Annotated in this window: 15 protein-coding genes; 11 read left to right on the forward strand and 4 right to left on the reverse strand. The window is 65.6% G+C overall.

The genetic code is table 11. From position 1 onward, the window contains the following. Nucleotides 1-3 precede the first annotated feature (3 nt). On the reverse strand, nt 4-327 hold the full coding sequence (locus ACQS5P_RS11620) for an NAD(P) transhydrogenase subunit alpha (RefSeq protein ID WP_428936786.1): 324 nt from the start codon (nt 325-327) through the stop codon (nt 4-6). Nucleotides 328-364: 37 nt separating this feature from the next. Continuing rightward, complete coding sequence (locus ACQS5P_RS11625; RefSeq protein WP_428936787.1) at nt 365-1,579, reverse strand: Re/Si-specific NAD(P)(+) transhydrogenase subunit alpha; 1,215 nt, start codon at nt 1,577-1,579, stop codon at nt 365-367. Nucleotides 1,580-1,693: 114 nt separating this feature from the next. Between ACQS5P_RS11625 and deoC the strand changes: the two genes are divergently transcribed. After that, on the forward strand, nt 1,694-2,623 hold the full coding sequence (gene deoC, locus ACQS5P_RS11630) for a deoxyribose-phosphate aldolase (protein WP_428936788.1): 930 nt from the start codon (nt 1,694-1,696) through the stop codon (nt 2,621-2,623). Nucleotides 2,624-3,086: 463 nt separating this feature from the next. Next, nucleotides 3,087-8,414: an FHA domain-containing protein gene (locus ACQS5P_RS11635; protein WP_428936789.1), complete on the forward strand. Its 5,328-nt coding sequence runs from the start codon at nt 3,087-3,089 to the stop codon at nt 8,412-8,414. Nucleotides 8,415-8,422: 8 nt separating this feature from the next. Here ACQS5P_RS11635 and ACQS5P_RS11640 read toward each other — a convergent pair whose 3' ends face one another. Beyond that, on the reverse strand, nt 8,423-9,547 hold the full coding sequence (locus ACQS5P_RS11640) for a hypothetical protein (protein WP_428936790.1): 1,125 nt from the start codon (nt 9,545-9,547) through the stop codon (nt 8,423-8,425). A gap of 152 nt (nt 9,548-9,699) precedes the next feature. Here ACQS5P_RS11640 and ACQS5P_RS11645 point away from each other — a divergent pair, with 152 nt between their 5' ends. Continuing rightward, on the forward strand, nt 9,700-10,395 hold the full coding sequence (locus ACQS5P_RS11645) for a hypothetical protein (protein WP_428936791.1): 696 nt from the start codon (nt 9,700-9,702) through the stop codon (nt 10,393-10,395). A 180-nt stretch (nt 10,396-10,575) separates the two neighbouring features. Continuing rightward, complete coding sequence (locus ACQS5P_RS11650; protein ID WP_428936792.1) at nt 10,576-12,099, forward strand: vanadium-dependent haloperoxidase; 1,524 nt, start codon at nt 10,576-10,578, stop codon at nt 12,097-12,099. A gap of 190 nt (nt 12,100-12,289) precedes the next feature. Here ACQS5P_RS11650 and ACQS5P_RS11655 read toward each other — a convergent pair whose 3' ends face one another. After that, nucleotides 12,290-12,742 (reverse strand): DinB family protein, encoded by a 453-nt coding sequence (locus tag ACQS5P_RS11655; RefSeq protein ID WP_428936793.1) that lies wholly within the window; start codon nt 12,740-12,742, stop codon nt 12,290-12,292. Nucleotides 12,743-12,959: 217 nt separating this feature from the next. On the opposite strand from ACQS5P_RS11655, the gene ACQS5P_RS11660 reads away from it, so the two are divergent. The 7 genes from ACQS5P_RS11660 to ACQS5P_RS11690 all read left to right on the forward strand — a co-directional run bounded on the left by ACQS5P_RS11660 (nt 12,960) and on the right by ACQS5P_RS11690 (nt 19,322). Further along, nucleotides 12,960-13,877: a N(4)-(beta-N-acetylglucosaminyl)-L-asparaginase gene (locus ACQS5P_RS11660; RefSeq protein ID WP_428936794.1), complete on the forward strand. Its 918-nt coding sequence runs from the start codon at nt 12,960-12,962 to the stop codon at nt 13,875-13,877. Between the two features lie 54 nt (nt 13,878-13,931). Further along, nucleotides 13,932-14,405, forward strand: coding sequence for a GNAT family N-acetyltransferase (locus ACQS5P_RS11665; RefSeq protein WP_428936795.1), 474 nt, complete (start codon nt 13,932-13,934; stop codon nt 14,403-14,405). 7 nt (nt 14,406-14,412) lie between these two features. After that, nucleotides 14,413-14,847: a transcriptional regulator gene (locus tag ACQS5P_RS11670; protein WP_428936796.1), complete on the forward strand. Its 435-nt coding sequence runs from the start codon at nt 14,413-14,415 to the stop codon at nt 14,845-14,847. A 266-nt stretch (nt 14,848-15,113) separates the two neighbouring features. Beyond that, complete coding sequence (locus ACQS5P_RS11675) at nt 15,114-16,478, forward strand: porin (protein WP_428936797.1); 1,365 nt, start codon at nt 15,114-15,116, stop codon at nt 16,476-16,478. 42 nt (nt 16,479-16,520) lie between these two features. Further along, complete coding sequence (locus ACQS5P_RS11680; protein WP_428936798.1) at nt 16,521-17,468, forward strand: ABC transporter ATP-binding protein; 948 nt, start codon at nt 16,521-16,523, stop codon at nt 17,466-17,468. After that, nucleotides 17,458-18,468, forward strand: a complete 1,011-nt coding sequence (locus ACQS5P_RS11685) for an ABC transporter substrate-binding protein (protein ID WP_428936799.1) — start codon at nt 17,458-17,460, stop codon at nt 18,466-18,468. Before ACQS5P_RS11680 ends, ACQS5P_RS11685 begins: the two co-directional genes overlap by 11 nt. Beyond that, nucleotides 18,465-19,322 (forward strand): ABC transporter permease, encoded by an 858-nt coding sequence (locus ACQS5P_RS11690; RefSeq protein ID WP_428936800.1) that lies wholly within the window; start codon nt 18,465-18,467, stop codon nt 19,320-19,322. Before ACQS5P_RS11685 ends, ACQS5P_RS11690 begins: the two co-directional genes overlap by 4 nt. The last annotated feature ends 13 nt before the right edge of the window (nt 19,323-19,335 follow it).

Here is a 19,335-nt window from a genome sequence, read left to right on the forward strand (position 1 = left end):
AGATCAGTCCTTTCCAGCGGAATGATTTTGAGGTTGCGGCTGGCTTTCAGCTCGATGTGCCCGGAACATCCCGAGCATGCGGTGGGTGACCAGGTAGCCGCCGACGACATTGATCGTCGCCAGCACGATCGCCAAAAACGCCAGCGTGCCGTCCAGCCACCCCGGATGCCGGTGCGCCACAATCAGCGCGCCCACAATTGTGATCCCGCTGATCGCGTTGGATCCGCTCATCAGCGGCGTGTGCAGCGTCGGCGGTACCTTCGTGATGATTTCAAAACCAATGAAGATCGCCAGCACGAAGATCGTCAACAGCATGATGAAGGTCATGGCCGGTCCCGTAGCAGTTCACTGGTCAAAACGATGTTTACCCGGCGGCTCTGGTCGGCTGCGGCACGCGCTGAATCGGCTCCAGCCCCATCAGTTGCCGCACACGCGGATGCACCACCTGCCCGTCGCGGCACACCAGAATGCTCGCGACGATCTCGTCGCTCTCGTCCAGCCGCGGCTGTGATGGCGCCGGCTCACCTTTCCTGGCCGAAAACAGATGTCGCAGCAGATTCACAACGTTGTTGGCGTACATCTGGCTGGCGTGCTGCGCCGCGGAGCTGACCAGGTTGGGATCTCCAACGATCGTGATCGAGCCATGGCGGATCGTCTGCCCGGGCTGAGTCAGTTCGCAGTTCCCGCCACGCTCGGCGGCCAGGTCCACAATCACCCCGCCATGAGGCATCGCCTCCACCATCTCCCGCGTCACTAGGATCGGGGCACGCTGACCGGGAACCAGCGCGGTCGTGATCACCACATCCGACTCGGCCACCACACGGTGCATCAACTCGCGCTGCCGGCGAAGCTGGTCTTCGGATTGTGCCCTGGCGTAGCCGCTGGGGTCCTGCGCGGCGGCGGTGTCCAGCGGCAACTGTACAAATCGTCCGCCAACGCTTTCGACCTGCTCCTTGACCACCGGGCGAACGTCGAACGCGCTGACAATCGCCCCCAGACGATTCGCCGTCGCGATCGCCTGGAGCCCGGCGACTCCGGCGCCGATCACGAACACACGGGCCGGTTGCAGGGTGCCGGCGGCGGTCATCATCATCGGGAAGATCCGTCCCAACAGGTCGGCGGCGCGGATCACCGCCTTGTACCCCGCCAGACTCGCCTGGCTGGACAGCACGTCCATGCTCTGCGCGCGGGTGATGCGCGGCAAAAGCTCCAGCGCCAGCAACGTGACCCCTCGTTCGGCCAGCGCCTTGATCGCCTCCAGCGCCAGCAGCGGCTCGGCCAGCCCGATCAGAATCTGCCCGGATTGAAAGTACGCAAGATCGTTCATCCCCGCGTGCGGATTGGCCCCGGGCGTGCGGACCTGAAGGATCATCTGGGCCTGGGCGATCAACTGGCCGCGGTCCTCGATCACTTCGACGCCGCGCTGGCGATACTGCTGATCGTCGAATCCCGACTCCAGGCCGGCGCCCTGCTCCAGGCGCACCTGATGCCCGTCTTTGATAAGCCCCGCCGCCGCCAGCGGCACCAGGGCCACGCGTCTTTCCCCCGGGCACGTTTCTTTCGGTACTGCAATGATCATTGGCCGATACCTTCCCGGTGCAGATGGAGCGGGCATGCTACGATCAACCCCGCCGAACCCGCAAGCCGCCGCAACGGATTTTCACAGCTCGTCTTCCGTGGTATCCTGCCAGAGATGACGGCCAGTTCCCCGATCGCTTTGCCCGGCAGAGTGCCCGACGTGCTCTCCAGCCCGCCGATCGACCAAGTTGGCGTCGAGGAGCGGGTCGAGCGCCTCAGCAGGCGCAGCATCAAGAAGGAATCGAAGCTGCACGCCCTGAAGCTGGCCTTGAGCATGATTGATCTGACCACGCTGGAGGGCGCCGATTCGCCGGGCAAGGTGCGGCAGATGTGTTACAAGGCGGCGCATCTGGCCGACACGCTGCCCGACATCCCCCATGTCGCCGCCGTTTGCGTGTATCCGGCGCTGGTCCGTATTGCCCGGCAGGCTGTCGGACAGTCGGGCATCAAGGTCGCCGCCGTCGCCAGTGGCTTTCCTTCCGGGCAATACCCGCTTCAGACCAAAATCGAGGAGACAAAATTCGCCGTCGATGAAGGTGCCGACGAAATCGACATGGTCATCTCTCGCGGGCACTTTCTCGCCGGCGACTACCAGTACGTCTTCGACGAAATCGCCGCGATCAAAGCTGCCTCTGGCCGGGCGCATCTGAAGGTCATCCTGGAAACCGGCGAGCTGGGCACGCTGGACAACGTCCGCCGCGCCTCGGATCTGGCCATGCATGCCGGCGCGGATTTCATCAAGACTTCAACCGGCAAAGTGCAGCCCGCCGCAACCTTGCCCGTCACTTTGGTTATGCTGGAGGCGATTCGCGACTTTTACTTTGCCACTGGCCGAAAGGTCGGCATGAAGCCGGCAGGGGGGATCAGCACCGCCAAACAGGCCATCCAGTATCTTGTGGTTCTGCGGGAAACCCTCGGGCAGGACTGGATCACTCCCGACCTGTTTCGCATCGGCGCCTCAAGACTGGCCAACGACATCCTGCTTCAGATTGCAAAGGAGCTGACGGGCGTTTACCAGTCGTTGGATTACTTCTCGAAGGATTGAGAGGTGTTCGAGCCTTGCAGTTTCAGATCGGCAGCTCGGATCCTGAACACGCAATCTACAGGGCGCGATTTGTCGATCCCCGCGGTCTGTGTTTGCCAACGCCCAGTCCCAGATCCAGCCTGCATGGGAAAAGACTCGTCCGATAACCTCTGGGCTCCTTGCCAACTCTGTTTTTATTCGCATCCTGTTCCGATCGTCTGTTACAATGGAGGACTTGCAGTATCTGGACATTGCCCGCAGATGCCCCGCGGCGACGGGGCGGGATCGGGGGTGATCCGGGTCGGCAGCTTGCGGCGATCGCGGGCGGCACGCCGTCATGAACCCGCGACAGCACGCATCGTTGTATCCATAGTATCCGGGCCGCCCCGTGAACCCGCAGCGCTTGGCCGATTTGTTGGTCTGCCGCGCCGGTTTGCCGCAACCGTCCCCGTCGCCAGTTATGGATGTACCTTGAGTACCTTGCATGGCCGCTACATCACCCACCAAGCCCAGGCGTAGTGTCGTCGGGCCGGCGCTGATCCCGATGGGACATCATGCCGGCAAGCCGCCCATTCCCCTGGTTCGACCCGTCTCGGTCGTCGGCTCGCGATCCAGCGCCCGGATTCACCTGATCTCCAGCAGCGTCAGTAAAGCCCACGCGCTGCTCGTCCGCTCCGACGCAAGAACCTACATCCGCGATCTGGCCAGCCGGACCGGCGTGATCGTCAATGGCCAGCAGGTTCGCGAGGCGATCCTGAGCGACGGCGATGAGATCCAGATCGGCAAGTTCACGTTCAAGTACGCCGCCGGACCCGGCGAAGATCGCCCGCTGCGCGCCCCCGCGCCCCCGGCGCCGCCGGCAAGGCTCGACGTCGCCGGCGCTCAGTTCCCCGTCCCCATCGACCAGCGCGTCCTGCTGATTGGCCGGCGATCAACCTGCGACGTGCATCTGCTGGAAGACTCCGTCTCCACCGCCCACGCCGTCATCTTCGAGATGGACGGCAAGCGATACATCCGTGATCTGGGCTCGCGCACGGGCACGTTCGTCAACGGCGTGAGCACTCACCAGCACGCCCTGTCCCCGGGCGATCGCATTCGCATCGGCCAGACCGACATCCGCTACGTGCCCGAGCCGCTGGAGTCGATGGTACCGGCGCAACCGCAGCCTTCGGCGCAACCCGATTCGACCGATGCCTTACCCGTCTCGTCCGTCACGACCGCCACGCCCGACATGGCTGTGGAGCCAGAGCCGCTTATGACAGCGGCGGCGACGGGTTCGCTGGAGCTGGATTCCGTGCTTGATCTTGCCCCGCCCGCCGAGCAAGCCCCGCCGCCTGCGCTGCCCGACGAGCAGCCGGTCATCCACGCCGACACCGCGTCCGCATCGACTGAACCGCCTGCTTCCGCCGCTGATGATGCTCCGGCAATCGGCCCTGAGCCTGCGCCACATGCTCTTGACGCGATTCCGCTGGAGGAAACTGCCCCCACAATCTCCGGCGACATGCCGCCTCCAGCGGCCGACGAATCCGTCCCGCAGCCCGAAGTCGTGCCTCTTCCCCTGGTGTCACCGTCCGACACGCGGCCACCCGCGGCCACCGACAGCGAGTCGGCTCTGCCTCGTCGCGGCTGGCGCGCCGGCAGCGAGACGCCCTCCGAGCCGCCCGCGCCTGATGCCACTGAGCTGGATCAATCTGCTTCCACTGCTGACGACGAGCATCCGCTGAAGTTTTCGCCTTCGGATTCGCCGCTGAACACCTCGGCCGACGATTCGTTTGCACCCATCGCCGCCGACGCGGGCGGTGCTGCCGAGCTCGATCTGAACGCCCCTGGCTTGAAAGCTCCGACAGTTGGCGATGCCAACCCGCCCGCCGGCGCACTGGCCAACACGCCCCTGGAGCTGAATCAATCCCTGCTGTCGGGGGATATTGCGCCGGATGAGCCTGAGCCGCCGCAGCAGCGCACCGACCTGGGCATCGACGCCAGCCGGATCCCACCGCCGACCGAGCAGCCCGGCCCGACATCGCCCGACACCGTGCAGCTTCAGTCTCTGGATCTGTCCTTGCCGCCAGCCGCAGCGTCACAGTCCCTGGCAGCGAGCGAGCCGATCCAGCCGCTTGCCGTCGAGTCTGCACCACTCGATGCAGCCGAGCCTGTCAGCGATGCCGACCAGCATGAGTCCCGACCCTTGATCGCCGCCCTGAGTCTGCCCGACACGCCGGACACGCCGCCCGACATGTCCGACACCACGCCACCTGCGCCGCCCAGCCTCAACCTGGAGGCCGCAGCAGACCAGGCCTTGTCGGAACCACTGGAGCCGGGCGAGCTGATTTCGCCGGTGCCCGAGCCGGCGGTCGCGTTCGTGCCGCCTCCGCTTGAATCCGAACAACTCACTGCGGCGATTACTCCACCCGCCGCCGACGAGCAGGCTCCGCCACTGGCCTTTGCCCCGCCCGCCGAAGCCACGCCCGACATTACGCTGAGTTCTGAGCCGACGCAGACGACTGAGCAGGCCAGGGTCGAGGTGGTCGAACCGACCGAGCCGACGACCGAGTCGGCCCTGCAATCCGCCGCCGAGCAACTCGCTCTGGATCTGCCTGAAGGATCCGAAGAACCAGCCGCCGCTGAATCGGCCGCGACGTCGGCGGTGGATCAGTTGACCGACACCACTTTCGATCGCGCGGTACGTGAGTTCACGGGCAGCGAGATCGGGGAGATCGTCGAGCCGCCCGAGCCGTCCGCTGCCTCGCCGCAGCCTCAAGGATCGACCCCCGCTGTTCCGGCAGTGTCGGACACTCGCCCGACACCCGCGCCCGAGGATGCTGACCCTGCCGCCTCCGCGGCCACACCCGCCGCCCCGCCGCCTTCCGCCGGGCCGCAGATCCCCTGGGGTGCCAATCAGGACAATTTCCTGGGCGGCCAGCCGCTGGACCTGCGTCGGCCGGTGCCAGAGGCAGCAGTGCAGGAGCTGATCCAGGAGATCGACACGGTTGCCGACGCCGCCGAACGCGCCGCGTCGCGTCCGACCTGGCCGTCACCCGCCCGCAGCGAAATCGACGAGCCGCCGATCATTCCCGCCATCCCCCCGCGTCCGCGCCGCCCGCAGGTCTTCCGCAGCCTGCGCCGCCGCACCGATGAGATGATCCCCCCGTTTGATCCGGGCGCGTATCCTCCGGCCGACGTGGCGCCGCCAACCGCCGCCAGGGGCACGGCCCTGAGCACCGGATTCGACGCCCTGGCCATGCCGCCGGTGCGGCAGATGGATGTGTTTTCCCAGATGTCTCCGCCGGCGATGGACGACGCCGAGGCCACCGCCGAAGCACTGCTGAACGAGACGCCGGTCTCGCCGATGACCTTCGGGCCGGTGCCGGATGCGGTGTCGGAAGAGACAGGGGGCTGGTCGGTATCCAGGCAGCGCGGCACGCCAACCGCAGTGGCACACGCGACGGAAGCGGCGCCGCAGGCGGCATCCTCCCAGACACCCGCCTCTGCGGATCAGCCGACGCCGCTGCCGCAGGACGGCCCGCCTGACGTTGCCGCCTCCGAGCCGATGCGACGGCGCCCGCCCAGCTCGCCTCCACCCACGCCGCCGCCGATGCGCCGGCCCGTGATGACACCAGCCGTGGCATTTGCCGACCCCGAATTCGCGGAATTCGCCGCCTCCGCTGCGCGCCGCCGTTACCTGCGACGCATCCCCATCCTGCTTGGGATCATGGTGCTGATGTTGGGGGGGGCGAGCTGGGCGGTGATGAGCTACCTGGGCGTCCGTTCGACGATCGAGGGCCGATTGATGTTCAAGAACGTCGCGGCCCTGACCAAACCCGAGCGAGAGGCGTTTCATGCCCGCCAGCGCGAGCTGCTCAAGGACGATTTCACCCGGCGCAATGCCCGCACCATTCTGACGCGCCGCAACGCCAGGATCGCCCCGGGATTTCTCGACGAGCAGATCGACTACTTCAAGGTCGCCGACGGCGCCGAGTTCAGCGAATCCCACCCGGATGTCATGGTGATCCGCGTCCAGGGAACAAAGCCCGCCGACAATGTCGCCCGCGTCAGCGCGATGCTGGAGGCGCTGTATTCGGCCAACGAGCCGTTCATCAACGAGGCCAGAATCGCCAATCGCAAGCTTGAGGACCTGACCAACACGATCGAGAAGAACCGCGCGCGGCTGGATGAATTGAATGCGGAAATCGAGAAGCTCCGCATGCTGGGCCAGAGCGGACCCGGTGCCGAGCGGATCAGGCAGATTGAGCAGGAGCTGGCCGAGGCCGAGAGCAGGTGGAACGACGCGGTGGCGGCGGTGAAGACGGCCGAGGCGGAATTGGCGAGACTTCAATCGATGCCGGTGGCGCCGACAACCGGCAGTGCCACCGCGACCGCCGATGAACAGGCGCTGGAACACGACGAGAAACTGCGTGCCATGCAGGCGCAGCTTGCCGAGCTTCAGGAAAAGGCCGCCGCGGCGCGAAGCGAGCAGGCCGCGCAGGCCGAGGCGGCTCGCCAAGCGCTGGACCAGGCCCTGGACGCGTTCCAGAAACAGATCGCCGACGCCCAGAACCTCTCGGCGGACAACCCGGAAACCGCCGCCTACGTCAAGGCCGCTGAGCAGCTCCAGCAGACCACCCGCACGCTCACCGATGAGCTGATTCGCAGGCAGGAACAGCAGTTCGCCCGGCTCATGGAGCTCAAGCAGCGATTGAACGAGAAGATGGAAGCCCGGCGAATCGAGCTGTGGAAAAACGACAAGCAGCTTCAGGAACTGACCGAACGCCAGGCGATATTGACCCGGCAGTACAATGCGGCCGTCGGTGGGGGGCTTGCCAGGGAAGCCGAGGAAAAAAAAGTCGAGCTCGAGCTGACCAACAACATGATCAAGGCGCGGCAGGACCTGTTGCCCGGCGACAGTTTCTACGCCGAGGCGATCAGCCAGCTTCAGGCGATCATCGATTCGACGCGCAAGAATATCGAGGAAGACCGCCGCAAGACCGAGCAGTTGCTCACGACGCTTCAGCAGAGTTTCGCGGCCAGCCAGTCGCCCGAGAAGCTGCCCGCCGAGCAGCGCCAGCTTGCCGAGACGCTTCAGAAGCAGCTTGCGCAGATCAACGCGGCCCGGGCCCAGTACAACCAGGCGGTGGACGCGGCCGGCAGCGGCGAGGCGGTCGATCCGCAGCTTAAGACCCGCATCGCCACGCTTCAGGCCGGCATCGACGCCCGACGCCAGCAGCTTGCCGAGGAGATGGCACGCACGCAGCAGGCCCAGGCCAACCGCGCCGCCATACAGGCCAAACAGGAAGATCTCGCGCAGCTCAAACAGGCCGAAGCGTCGGCGCAGCAGGACTACTTCACCAAACACAAGCAACTGCTGGCGGCGCGCTCGGCACAGGCCGAGGCACGCGCCGCCGGCGAAAAGCTCGATGAGCTGATTCGCGAGAAGGACCGGGTGCAGCGAACGCTCCAGGCAAACATCGCCGACGTGGACAACGCCAGGCGACAGGTCGCACGCGCCGTCGAGCCGATCCAGCCGACGCAGGCCGACGTGATCGTGCACTCCGGCGAGGATCGCCGTCTGGTCTACCTGGTCGCCTGCTGGAGCGCCATCCTGCTGCTTTTCGCGGGGCTGATACTCTGGACGCTGCACACGGCTCATCACGAGCCGGCGTATCTATCGTCGCTTCAGGCAACGGACCTGGGCGTGCCGCCTCGCGCCGTGGCCCAGCCCGTCGAGCCGATCGAGCACCCCGGACCAGCCGGCCCGCCCAAGGCACGCGCAAACGACCATGACTCGGAGCAGGACCACGCCGCAGCCGCCGTGTGATCCGGCGTCTATCGACTGGCCGACACCTCGCCGCTCAGGTCCACTCCGCTGGACTGCTGAATCAGCCTGATCAGTGCCGTGCCATCGGCGGGGGGGTTCTGCCGGATGGCCGCCAGCGTCCTGGGCAGCGCATCGGGCCCTGCCCGCGACAGCCAGTTAACGATGACCCGAGAAGCCTTGCGGTTGTAGGCGTCGGCGTAGGCGGCCAGTGCCTGCGGCCGCATCTGATCTCGCGGCGTGGGATGCAGCAGGTCGATGGTCGCCGGTCGTATGGGGTTCTGCGGGTTGTCCGCGGTCATCGCCGCCACCACGCGCGATTCGTCCACGCCGCTGATCTGCCCGATGTATCGCGCCGACAACACGAACGCCGTGCCGATCATGAACCACTCCTGGTCGGTTCTCAGCTTCACGCCCGGCAGCATGTGCTCGGCCACGAAGGCCAGAAACGCCTGCTGCGTGGTCTGGTGTGCCCGCATGGCCAGTTGCGAGGCCAGCTCCAACTCGATTCCGTGGATGGCGCGTGTGAGCAGGTCGATTTTCGCTTGCGGCGGATCGGTCGGCGCGTAGATCACCGGGATCAGCACATCGTCGCCGGGGCCGTCGGTATTGAGGTTGACCGTGGGTCGCATCTGCACGTCATCGGCGGCGCGGTTGTAGTAGAACCGCGGGTCGGACCACCCGCTCTTGAGCAGCTCCACCAGCCGCTGTCGTGTGGTGATCATGTAATAGATCGGCGGGTTGACCTCATCGAACTTTCGCAGCAGCGGCAGCAGGTTTTCGTCCAGGAATTTGTCGACCACGGCCGGGTCGCTCAGCGCCAGATCCGCGACCATGCGGGCCTTCAGCGCGTCGCGCTGCGCGGCGAGGCGATCGAGCAGGTCGCCGGGCATCGTCGTCGGCATCGTCGTGGGCGTGATGCTCTGGAGCACCTGCCGGACCCACGGTTCGTCGGCTGGCTCCAGCAGGACGGTGTGGTTGGCGACCTGGATGGTCTTGAATCCCGGAGGAATCACCAGGCGGTGCGGCGGGGGGCGTGTGGCCGGGCCGGTGGCGGGCAGGGTCGTCGCCGCCGGTGGCTGCTGAGCGCGCGATGGACCGGCAGAACCGGCGACAACGACCAACGCTTCGATCATCAAAACAAAACACAAAACGCGGGATGGAATGATACGCTGCATGGTAGATCTGCCCAAAGCTTAGACCCTCGCCGTCGAAAGGGAAAGCGCGGCCCCATTCCATGCAGGCCTGGTGCTGAATGACACGGCCCTGATGAGCTATCATCCAGACGATGAACCCGCCAAAACACCTCGCGGCTCGGTCTGGGCTGGCCTGTCTGGTTGTTCGCATCGTGATTGCGTCGATCGCACCCGCCGCCGCGCCAGCGCTGGCTCAGGTCACCATCGATCGCACCGAGCCGATCATCGAACGCAGGACCTTCGACCCCAAACATCCGCCACAGGAGATGCCCAGACTCGATCCGAAGGAGGCGGCGGTGACGCAGTCGTTCTTCGGCGCCGAGACTCGCGTCGCCGGAACCGTCGTGCAGCAGACGAAGCTGCCCGATGGTCAGTGCCGGGCGTCGATCAAGGTGGACCAGGTTCACATGACGCTGCGACTGCGGATCACGATCTGGCTGCCCAACGACGCCGTGCCGAAGCTGATTCATCACGAGGAAGGGCATCGCAAGATCTCCGAGCACTTCTACAAGGACGCCGAGCGGATCGCCCGCGAGCAGGCGCAGGCGCTGATCGGCACGACCGTGGTGGGCAGCGGCAAGGACTGCGAAACGGCCGGCGACAACGCGCTCAAGCAGGCGGCGCAGGAACTGGGCGGCAGGTACCTGGGCAAGACCGATGTTCCGGCCGGAAAGGCGCAGGACCTGTATGACCAGATCACCGCGCATGGCACCAACGCCGTCAGGGAGGATCTGGCCATCCGCCAGGCGATCGAACAGGCGACGCGCCAGGTTGCCAGCGACGACTGATCCGCCAGGCACGCGGCGGATTGCCCGCAAGCCGCAAACGACCGTGACACACGGGGAATTCGTTCGCGGCCGCTGCGACGGATCGTCTCCCCACATTCTCAATTTCTCGTTGCCTTTGGCTGCTGGGCATGGGTACAGTGCCTCAGCGGCGCAAATCTGCTCCAACTCAATGGAGGGGCCATGTTTCCTCCTGCTCCCATTGCAACGTTCGAGCCGCTGGAACCTCGGCGACTGCTCGATGGCGAGCTGAACATCGATCGCGGCGGTGATGCTGGCCATCTTCCTCCGGCCGCCGGGCTGGACATGGTCATGCACTGGGATCGCGTGCTCATCGAGGTGCTGCGGGCGGATCGGACGCTGCCGGGGCCGGGCTGGTCGTCGCGGAACATGGCGATTACGTCGCTGGCGGTGTTCGATACAGTCAACGCATTCGGACATGAGTATCAGCCGTACCTGGTGAAGCTCCGCGCACCGCGCGGCGCGTCGCGCGATGCGGCAGTCGCGGCGGCGGCACATCGCGCGCTGTCGCGACTGTATCCCGATCAGCAGACATTCCTCGACACGAAGCTGAACCAGAGCCTGGCGATGGTTCCCGACGGGCCGGGCGAAACGATGGGCGTGATGCTGGGCCGCTACGTCGCTGATCGCATCGTCGAGGCACGCGAGGATGACGGCTCGTCGGACGTCGTCGAATATACGCTAAACCCCGCGCCGGGGCACTGGGAGCCGGATTATCTCAATCCATCGCAGACAGCCTGGGGGCCGGGGTGGGGGCAGGTCGAGCCGTTCGCGCTGCGCAGCGGGGATCAGTTCCGCGCGCCGCCTCCGCCGCAGCTTGACAGCGCCGCTTACGCCCGCGCGTTCAACGAGGTCAAGAGCCTGGGGGAAAAGCACAGCACGACGCGAACGGCCGAGCAGACCGAGATCGGCATCTTCTGGGCGTACGATCGCGCCGGCACGGGCAGCCCGCCGGCGCTGTATTGCCAGGCCGTCGAAACCATCGCGATCCAGAATCACAACACGCTGGTGCAGAACGCCCGGCTGCTGGCGCTGGTGAACGTGGCGATGGCCGATGCGGGAATCGCGGCGTGGGATACAAAATATGTCTATGACTATTGGCGTCCGATCAGCGGAATTCGTCGTGCCGATGAAGACAACAACCCGCTGACGGTCGCCGACCCGACCTGGACGCCGCTGGGCGCCCCGGGCGACGGCCCGGGCGGATCGATCCCCGATTTCACGCCACCGTTTCCCGCCTACACCTCCGGCCACGCCACATTCGGCGCCGCGGTTTTCAGGGTGCTGGCCAGTTTCTATGGCACGGACCGGATGCACTTTGCGCTGCAAAGCGACGAGTTGCCGGGCGTGAGACGGTCATACCATCGCTTCTCGCAGGCCGCCGCCGAAAACGGCCGCAGCCGAATCTACCTCGGCATCCACTGGCAGTTCGACAATGTGATGGGCCAGCGCCAGGGCCGCGCGGTGGCGGATTACGTGTTCAGGAACATCCTCCAGCGGCAAGGGCGGCATGGGGTTCAACGGGAAGATGTTGATCTGCACGAGCTCGCCCTGCCATCTGGCGCGCCGACTGATCGTGACCAGCACACCGGTGGGATAACGAAGCTCAGTGGCGCTGTGATTACGTCTCTCTTGTCGATGCCTGGTGTCTCGCAAGACGTCGAAGATCTGTGGCTGAAGGTGTGACGTTGTTCCGGACGGACCCAGGAATGTGATGGATGACCAGTCTCAATTCGCCACCGGACCGCGCGCACTCCTGTCCAGGCGAGTCGATTGGAGCTGAATCGAGCAAACGGCCCTGTGTCACGTGCGTCCCCGGCACACCCGTAATTCAGGCTCAGGGCACAGCATCGCGGTTGGTGGCCCAGGCGCAGAATCAGCGGGTTTCGGCCAGCAGCTTGCGAAGCAGCCGGATCTGTCCGGCGTGGTAGACGTCGTGCGCCGCCACACCGTAGATCATCCGCTTGAGCTTGGGTGAGAGCCTGGCGGGATCCAGATCGGCCACGGCGGCGCGGAGCTGGCGGTGGATCTCGTGCAGAAGATGCTGGTCGGCCTTCCAGGCGCCGGCGGTGATCTTTTGCGGCAGCCTCGGCCAGTTGCTTCCCGGGCGGGGGAAACGCTGGGTGCCAATGAGCCTGTTAAGCACGCGCTGCTTCCAGTAGGCTGCGTGCAGCACCTGTTGCCAGATGCACTTTCTGCCACGAAGGCTGCGCGCCGCGGTCGGCGCATCCACCCCGCGAAACGAGCTGGCCAGATTCGGCCCGTGCCAGGAGGCCTTGTTGAAGCCGTGATCAAGGACTTCCACGAGCAATTCGAGTTCGCTGCCCATCGATTCCTCACCAGTTGGAAAAAAGCACAAACCCGAGGTTGGCGGCTCGCCGCCGACCAGACCAACCGCCGCGGTTGCAGACCCGTCAACTGCTGTCTCTGTGCAGGTCTCTGCACAGGCGCCTTGCCTGCGACACAGGCTGATGATCTGCTGCGAGAATCCCCGCAGCGGCTGTACAAGTTTGCCTGTCCTGCGCGTCCGCCCAACAATACCGCAAATGCCATCCCCGATCATTGTTTCGACCTGGTCGTTCGGACAGCCGGCGAATCGTGCGGCCTGGCCCATCCTCGAGACGGGCGGCAGCGCGCTGGACGCCGTCGAGGCCGCCTGCCGCTACGCCGAGGCCGACCCGGACAACCACACCGTCGGCGTCGGAGGCTACCCGGATCGCGACGGGCAGGTTTCGCTGGACGCCTCGATCATGCTCTCGCCATCGCGCTGCGGCGGGGTGTGCGCGATCCGTCGATTCCCGCATCCGATCTCGATTGCCCGGCGAGTCATGGAGAAAACCAATCACGTGCTGCTGGCAGGCGAAGGCGCGGAAAAGTTCGCACGCGAACAGGGCTTTGCCGAAGCCGAGCTGCTGGACGAGTTTGCCAAAAGTGCCTGGGAGCAGTGGAGGAAAACCGCCGCCGCCCAGTCGCAGGCGGTCCAGCGGAACCTGGAAGAGCTGGCCTTTACCAGAAGGGATCAGGAACAGAACCACGACACGATCGGCGTGCTGGCGATCGACGCGCGTGGCACGCTGGCCGGCGGATGCTCCACCAGCGGGCTGCGATTCAAGCTCCCCGGGCGCGTCGGCGATTCGCCCATCGTCGGACACGGGCTGTATGTCGATCCGGGCGTCGGTGCCGCCGTCGCCACGGGCCACGGCGAGCTGGTCATGGGCGTGTGCGGGACCTTCCTGGCCGTCGAGTGCCTTCGCCGCGGCGCTTCGGTGCTGGATGCCGCCGTCGAAGTCGTCCGCCGCGTCGCACAGGCCTACTCGTTGCAGGAACAGGATCAGGTTGGCATCATCGTGCTCAGCCGCGACGGCGTGTGGCGCAGCGCCGCGCTTCGCCCGGGCTTCCGCGTCGCGGTGCGAACAGCCGAGCGCGATGAACTGCTCGAGCCGGACCACATCCTGCTCACCTGATCAGAACGCGGTAGGGGCTGCCGGTCCGGGGCCGGATCGGCTGGTTGAAGTGAGATGATCGAGATTCGCCAGGCCAGGTTGGACGAGATCCTTGAGCTGCGCTGGCGGATTCTGCGCGCCGGGTTGCCGCGGGAGACGGCGATTTTCGAAGGCGACGACGAGCCGACGACCCGGCACTTCGCGGCCGTGCTCGATGGCCGCGTCGTTGGCTGCGCCACTATCCTCCGCCGCCCGTGGATGGACAAGCCCGCCTGGCAGTTGCGGGGCATGGCCGTCGATCCGCAACACCAGCGACGCGGCATCGGCACGCTGCTGCTCCAGGCCATCGAGCGCACCGTCCGCGCCGAGCCGCACAGCCTTCAACTGTGGTGCAACGCTCGCACGCCCGCCGTCGAGTTTTACCGCAGGCACGGCTGGCAGCGCGTCGGGCAGGAGTTTGTCATCCCCGCCGCCGGCCCGCACTACAGGATGTGCAAGCTGCTGGAAGCGTCCGAGCCGCTCATGGACGCACAGCCCTCTGCCCGATAAAGCTTACATGCCGATCGACTCCCTGGATGCGCTGATCACCAATCCGGCCAGACTGCGAATCCTCACCGCGCTGGTGGCCGATCCGAAACAGGAATTCGTCCGCCTGCGCGGCGCTACCCGCATGACCGATGGGAATCTGGCCTCGCATGCGCGGCGACTGCACCGCGCCGGTCTGCTGGCCATCGACAAGAGCTTCCGGGACGGCAAGCCGGTCACGACCTTCACCCTCACCGAGCAGGGCCGAGCGGCATTGCACGCGCACGTGGCCGAGTTGCTCAGCGCCTTGCAGATCGACGCGTCCAGCGCCATGACCTACAGCCGCGGGCGGCAGCCCGCGGACAATCGCGAAACCCAACCGCCCATGGACGCCGCGCCAGTGGCAGGCTCGGGCGACAGCCTGCGGACGTTTGCGGAATCTGATCAAAGCGACTGGATCGACTGAGTCGCCAATTGGCGATAACTGCTGTAATTTCAAGAGTTACAATTTTATCTACTACTTCTCTAGGAATTGTCTTATTTTCCTCTTGCCTTTCGCGTTGATCACGGCTAACTTTTGCGCGCAGGATGAAGCGATTGCCGAGTCATGGCGTGAACGCCACCGAAACTTATCAGCGGAGCGTTGTGTCGGGCATAATCCCGCCGCCCGCCCGGCGCGCGGCTTGGGGCCGCGCCGTCCGCCGGCGGAGGCACAACCGCAAGGAGCTCGGCATGACCCGTCATCTTCGTCATTCCCTGATCGTCTCGGCCAGCATGTTTGCTCTGGGAGCTGTGGGCGCCGCCAGCGGCTTTGCCGCCGATGACTCGCCAGCCTCACGCGAGCAGTTGCTTGAGCAGATCGAATCGCTCAAGGCCCGTGTCGCGCAGCTCGAGGCCAACCAGCAGCAAGCCCTCAACGCCCAGGACGTGAACCAAACCGTCGAGCGCGTCCTGCGCGACGCCGAGCGACGCAGCAAGCTGCTGGCCGACGGCGGCGGGCTGACCGCCGGCTTTGACAAGGGCAAATTCTTCCTCCGCTCTGAGGACGGCAACTGGCTGTTGATGCCCGGCTTCCTCTTCCAGGCGCGGCATACCACCAACTGGAACACGGATGATGAGGATGACATTCAGAGCGGCTTTGACATCCGCCGCATGCGCATCATCTTCGAGGGCAACGCCGTCAGCACCGATCTTCAGTACAAGTTCCAGTGGGAGACGCGCAACACCGACGGCCAGGTCTTCCTCCAGGACGCCTGGGCACGCTACAAATTCGCCAAAAACCTTCGCTTCCAGGTCGGACAGTTCAAGGACGGCATCCATCACGAAGAGGCGCTGGCGGATCAGTTCACGCTGGCGGCCGACCGCTCGTTCGTCAATGCACTGATCGGCGGCGGGAACATCGACCGCATCCAGGGCGCGATGCTGATGTACGACGATGGCAAGCTGCGCGTCAACCTCGTCGCCCACGACGGCTACAACACCAAGAACACCAGCTTCACCGACAGCGGCGGGGGGACGGCGTTCGTTGGCGTGACCGACCCCAACTTCGGCTTCTCCGCACGCGCCGAGTACTTCCTCAGCGGCACGCCCAGGCAGTACGACGACTTCACCGCCATGGGCAACACCGAAGATCTGCTGGTGATCGGCCTCGGGGCGAACTGGTCGCAGGGCGGCGACAGCGACGTCGTCTTCCACACCGTCGATGCCCAGTGGGAAAACGCCGCCGGGCTTGGCCTCTACGGCGCGCTCTACGCCATGTGGCGCGACATCGGCGACGGTGCCGCCATCCCCAGCGGCGACTACTACGACTACGGCGCGCAGATCCAGGCCGGGTACATGGTCGTGCAGCGCTGCGAGGTCTTCGGGCGATACGAATACATCGCGCTGGATGATGGCGCGCTGGTCGCCGGCGCGGAGGATACGCTGCACGAAGTTACCGTCGGCACCAACTACTACTATCACGGGCACAACGCCAAGCTCACGCTGGACCTGAGCTGGCTGCCCAACGGTTCGCCAACAAGCATCGGCCTGCTCGGCATCGCCGCAGGGGATGATGACCAGCTCATCCTGCGCCTCCAGGCGCAGTTGTTCCTGTAAGCAGACGTGTTGTGGCACGGGCGCCCCGCCCGTGAATCTGTGATGACGACGATCAGCAAAGCAACACCGATTCACGGGCGGACGACGCCGGGCCCAACGCATGCGCCGGATATCGCGGCGCCGCGCGGGCGGCTGGTGCTCCAGGGCATCACCCGCAGCTTCAACGGCGCCGCGTCCAACGGGCATCGCAACGGCGCCGCTCCGGACCGCGTCCTGGACGGCATCGACCTGGTCTGCGAGCCGGGGCAGTTCGTCGTCGTCGTCGGGCCTTCCGGATCGGGCAAGAGCACCCTGCTCAACATCGCCGCCGGGATGATCAGGCCCGACTCCGGAACCGTCCTGCTGGACGGCAAGCCCGTGGACGGCCCCGGGCCGGATCGGGCCATGGTCTTCCAGGATCACGGGCTTTTCCCCTGGCTGACGGCGGCACAGAACATCGAGTTCGGGCTGAAGATGGCCGGCCTGCCCCGGGCGCAGCGCCGCCTCCGCGTCGCCGAGGCGCTTCAGCGAGTCCACCTGCTCAACAGCGCCAACAAGCTGGTTCACGAGTTGTCCGGCGGAATGAAGCAGCGCGTCGCCATCGCCCGGGCGCTGGTGATGGACCCGGCGGTGCTGCTGATGGACGAGCCGTTCGCCTCGCTTGACGCCCAGACCCGAACCCTCCTGCACGCACAGCTTCAGGAACTGTGGTGCCAGACCCACAAGACGATCCTGTTCGTGACGCACTCGGTGGGCGAGGCGGTTCGCCTGGCGGATCGGATCATCGTGCTCAGCTCGCACCCGGGCAGGGTGCGGCGCGAGGTCAAAGTGCAGCTTCCGCACCCACGCGATTTCGACAGCCCGGAAATCACCCAGCTCGTCCAGCTCGTTCGACGCGAGATCGAGGATGAGGTCAACCGCGTCAACGCCCAGCAGACCGCCGACTTCTGGAAGCCCGCCAAGCCACGGCTGGTCCCGGGCGAAGCTTCAGGATACGGCGATGGCATTTAGATTTGCGATTTGCGATCTGCGATCTGCGATCTGGCCAGCGCTGCTCCTGCTGATGGTGATTGGCGGCTGCGATCGTCGGGCGCCCGGCGAAGCGCTACAGGAGGTTCGCCTGGGTTATTTCGCCAATGCGACCCATGCGCAGGCGGTGCTGGGCGTCGATTCGGGGGAATTTGCGCAGGCGATCGCGCCGGTGTCGCTGAAGACGAAGGTCTTCAACGCCGGGCCATCGCTCATCGAGGCGCTGTTCGCTGGCGAGATCGACATCGGCTACATCGGCCCCGGGCCGGTGCTCTCGGCACACCAGCGGAGCAGGGGGCGCGGCGTGCGGGTGATCAGCGGCGCGGCAGCCAACGGCGTGGTCATCGTTGCCCGCAGGGATTCGGGCATCAAGTCGATGACCGACCTGAAGGGCCGGCGAATCGCCACGCCGCAGCACGGCAATACCCAGGACATCGCCGCCAGGCGATTCGTGACCGAAGTGCTTGGACAGCAGGACCATCGAAATGTCCTGCCGGTCCCCAACGCCGAGCAGTCGTCGATGATGTCGCGCGGGCAGATCGATGCGGCCTGGGCGCCCGAGCCCTGGGGAGCGCGACTGGTCGCAGAAGCCGGCGCCACCGTCATTGCCGAAGAAAAAGACCTCTGGCCAGACGGAGAGTTTTCGCTGACGGTCGTGATCACCACGCCCGAATTCCTGCATGATCATCCCGAGATGATTCAGCAGATGCTGGAGGTGCACCGGCGATGGACACAGCGGCTGAACGCCGACCCGCTCGGCACGCTGCCGCAGCTCGAGTCCGCCCTGTTCAAACTCACCAATAAGAAGCTTCCGCCTGGGGTGCTGGCGGCGGCGATGCCGCGAATCAGGTTTACCGACGATCCGCTGCCGAACACGTTCCGCACGCTGGGTCAATGGGTCTACGACCTGGGCTACTCGCTTTACCCGCCGCGGCTTGACAACCTGTTCGTACCCGCTGGTGGCAAGCACGCGCTACCATGAACCATCGCACGAAAATCCTGCCCCTGCTGCAACGCACGCTGATCTGGCTGGCGATCATCTTCGCGTGGGAAGCGGCGTACCGGACGATCGGCTGGAAACCCTGGAAATTCCCCGCGCCCAGCCACGTGCTGGACTCGCTCATGGCGATGCTGAACCGGCCGACGGCTTTCGGAGATGAACTGCGTCCCGGCTGGCCCTGGGTGCGGCAGGATGGCGGCGAGCCGCGTGCGGTCTACCGATCGCCGCTGATTACCGCGAATCTCGTCAGCGCCGCGCGACTCTCGATCGGGTTTGTCCTGAGCATCGCGCTGGGAGCGGTGATCGGTCTGGCGATGTGGCGTTTTGCGTCGCTGGACGCGTTTCTCGGTCCTGTGCTGCTGGGGCTACAGACGTTGCCCAGCGTCTGCTGGGTTCCGCTGGCGGTGCTCGTCTTCGGCATCAACGAGGTGGGTGTGATGTTCGTGCTGATCATGGGCAGCTTCAGCGCCATCGCGATTGCGCTGCGCGACGGGCTGCGAACCATGCCGCCCCTTTATCGCCGCGCGGGACTGATGCTCGGCGCCACCGGTTGGAAGCTTTATCGCTACGTGCTGCTTCCCGCCAGCCTGCCCGCCTTCGCGGCCAGCCTTCGACAGGGATTCAGCTTCGCCTGGCGATCGCTGCTCGGTGCCGAGCTGATCATGGCGGTGGAACTGCATGGCCTTGGCTTTTTGCTGGCCATGGGGCGCGACTTTGCTGATGTCGCGCAGGTCGTGGCCGTCATGATCGTGATGGTCCTGATCGGCATGCTCGCCGACCGATGGGTCTTCGCCAGGCTCCAGCAGGCCGTCAACGCCCGCTTTGGCCTGAGTTGATTCAGTGTGCGAT

Source organism: Fontivita pretiosa, assembly GCF_050410795.1.
GTDB lineage: Bacteria > Planctomycetota > Phycisphaerae > Tepidisphaerales > Tepidisphaeraceae > Fontivita > Fontivita pretiosa.